At 55.4% G+C, this 2,680-nt stretch carries 3 protein-coding genes; all 3 read right to left on the bottom strand.

Annotated elements, in window-relative coordinates:
* Nucleotides 1-182: 182 nt before the first annotated feature.
* The gene (locus QT222_RS02945) at nt 183-1,025 is read right to left on the bottom strand and encodes an ion transporter (protein ID WP_491476255.1); all 843 of its coding nucleotides are present in this window, start codon (nt 1,023-1,025) and stop codon (nt 183-185) included.
* Nucleotides 1,026-1,199: 174 nt separating this feature from the next.
* The gene (locus tag QT222_RS02940; RefSeq protein ID WP_014732475.1) at nt 1,200-2,018 is read right to left on the bottom strand and encodes a hypothetical protein; all 819 of its coding nucleotides are present in this window, start codon (nt 2,016-2,018) and stop codon (nt 1,200-1,202) included.
* Nucleotides 2,019-2,309: 291 nt separating this feature from the next.
* The coding region (locus QT222_RS02935) for a solute carrier family 23 protein (RefSeq protein ID WP_491476254.1) at nt 2,310-2,680 on the bottom strand (371 nt) is incomplete at its 5' end.

The raw sequence follows: 2,680 nt of genomic DNA, 5'->3' as shown, positions 1-2,680 counted from the left end.
GGTATAGGGTGTGATAGTTCGGTCGGACGGCTGTACTGTTACGAATGAGAGTTAGGGGTGTACACGTACGACCGACATGATGTACCCGGCAGTTCAGCCCAATCTATAATAAATGTTCATGTTGAACTCATCCGGACTGTTTGATTCCCTCGTGTTCCGATGTTCGCCCCTGGGAACGCGGGTTACTCTCGCGAGTCGAACTCTTGGTAGATGACGTGGCCACACGACTTGCAGTGTGAGGCGTCGCGGTCGTGGTACGCCAACCCGAAGTTCTCGCAGACGACGTTTACCTTGTCCCTGTGACCCCACTCTTTGACGATTTTACTCGCCTGCCACGGGATGAGGATAATGCCCGCTAGAATCGCCGCGACTGTGACCCACCGCCCCGGTTGTGTGACAGGGACGATATCTCCGAATCCAACCGTCGAGAGTGTGACGACGGTGAAGTAGAACGCATCGCCGAACGTGTTGATGCCGGGGTTCAGTTCGTGCTCGAACGAGTAGAACATCCCCGCGGCGACGAAGAAGATGGTCAAGACCGTCAGTAGTAACTTCATCACACGGAGTGTGCCGACCGAAACAGTCCCGAAGAAGAACTCCTCGTCCCGCGTAAATCGGTAGAAGCGAAGCACACGAACCACGCGAATCGAACGGAGAAAACCGCTGTTCGCCGTGGCAGCCGGAACCGATAAGACCAACACCGCGAGCGTCGGCAAGATGGCCAAGAGGTCGACGAACGAGTAGAAATTGAATATTTCATCCAGACGGCTCCGGGCACCGTACACCCGAAGCAGATACTCCACGAGGAAGATAACCGAGATACCGGCTTCGATAACCCAGAACATCGACTGGAGTGACGCAGCGACTGAGTACGTCTCGGCGACGAACACTCCCACGAACACGAGATTAAGCACGAGCAGCGAGATGTCGATTGCCTTGCCGACAATCGTCTTGTGGTCGAGGAGGTAAAATCGAATGACGTCTCGGAGAGTCCCTCCGTGCGAGCCGGGCGCGTGGCTACCCATATTTCGGATTCACCCGTGAGCTACTTATACCGTGGCGGCGACCGTAGTCGTCTCAATAGTCGAAGTGGATTCCAGCAGCGCCGACTGACCGAAGAAATACCTGCTCTCTCCTCAGAGCGGATTGGAGCGGGTTGAGGAGTCGCTAGTAGCCCAGATACATCCGCGTAGACGACATCAGAGGACGATTACGCCGTCGGGGAGCAACTCCCGTTCGGTTCGCTTTGCTTCGTTCCCCTCGTCGACGAGCATCGGTTCAGTGGCTGGTTCCGAAAACCGGTTTGGGTCCGGTTCGACGCGCTGGAGCATCGACGAGAACACAGACCCCTTTTTCCCACCGGCAGTCACAATCCCGCCGTATTTACGCTCCTCAAAGGTCGATTCATCCGGACTCGGGAATTCTTCGCGGATTATCTGTGAGGTGGCTTTGATTTGCTTTGCCGCTTCCTTTTGCGAGTAGAGACTCTCGTTGTAGTACCGCTCGCCGTACTCGCCCTCGAGGTCTTCGGGCGAGTGCTCCGGAGACTCGTACAAAACGGACTCGGACGTGGTATATCCACTACTTGTGAATCGGATGTTAACAGTGAGACAATCGGGATACCGCAGAATGATGGGAAAGAACATCATATCGGTGACGCTGATGCGCTGTTGCATTCGCCACAACCCCTCGAAGAAGTACGCGGTTATCGCACCGACTCGGTCGTTGCGCTCGCCGCGACTGTACGCCATCGCGATTTCTTCGTAGTCGTCTCCCGCAATGTGGCGACAGCGTCGTCTGTACGTTTCAGCAGCCCGTTCTGTTTCCTTCTCGTAGGCCTCGACCAACGGAATATCGGGGTCAGCAAGCATCTCCGCTGTCTGCTCTCGAGCGTCCGCGACGTTCATCATATCCTCATGAACCATTCGCTCGGCGTCTTTATCTGGTAGCGGTATCCTGACCGCTTTTCGATACAACACCTTCGTATCTCCGTTGAATTTGACCCGCTGCTCACTCATCTAGGATTGGTTCAATGTGGTGGACAGAAATTAATTCATTGGTCGATTGACTGTTTTCTTGATGAACTGACAACTAATAGTGGGTGCTATTCGGAATCTAACAATTCATGGCAGATATATCTAAAAAACCACTGATATCCAGTATGGTCGTATGCTGACAACAACACTTCTCGGGATATGGAATAGCACAGAAGAGAGTAATTGTTTGTGGACTATTCTACTCGACTCACCCTTCTCTACCCTACTCGCTCACGGCTGACGCCGTTCGCTGAAGATAGGCGCTGTCGTGTATCAGTCGTCGGTGACCGTTGGTTGCTCCGGGGTGTCGGCGAGAGTGCCGTCGTCCGCTGTCTCGAACAGTGGACTCTGGTCACCCGGTGCGAACGTGTTGAGCACGAGCGCTGTCAGGGCGGTCACGATGACTGGTTGGCCGAAGAAGGTCTGAGCCGCTTGCGGAAGTCCATGCAACGCTTCGGGACGCGTGGCGATGCCTAGACCGAGACCGAGTGAGGCGGCGACGACGACCATGTTCCGGCGGTCGAGGTTCGTATGGAGGAAGATGAGGCGCACGCCGCTTGCGGCGATCATTCCGGCCATCAGGAGCACGGCCCCGCCGAAGACGGCACTCGGGATAGTGGTAACGGCGGCACCCACCTTCGGGC

Source organism: Haloferax sp. s1, assembly GCF_058382125.1.
This window is presented reverse-complemented; position numbering and strand designations above follow the sequence as displayed.

What these genes read in the sequence shown, in the direction of transcription:
- QT222_RS02945 (WP_491476255.1), bottom strand. Translation starts at nt 1,025, where the DNA reads ATGGGTAGCCACGCGCCCGGCTCGCACGGAGGGACTCTCCGAGACGTC.
- QT222_RS02940 (WP_014732475.1), bottom strand. Translation starts at nt 2,018, where the DNA reads ATGAGTGAGCAGCGGGTCAAATTCAACGGAGATACGAAGGTGTTGTAT.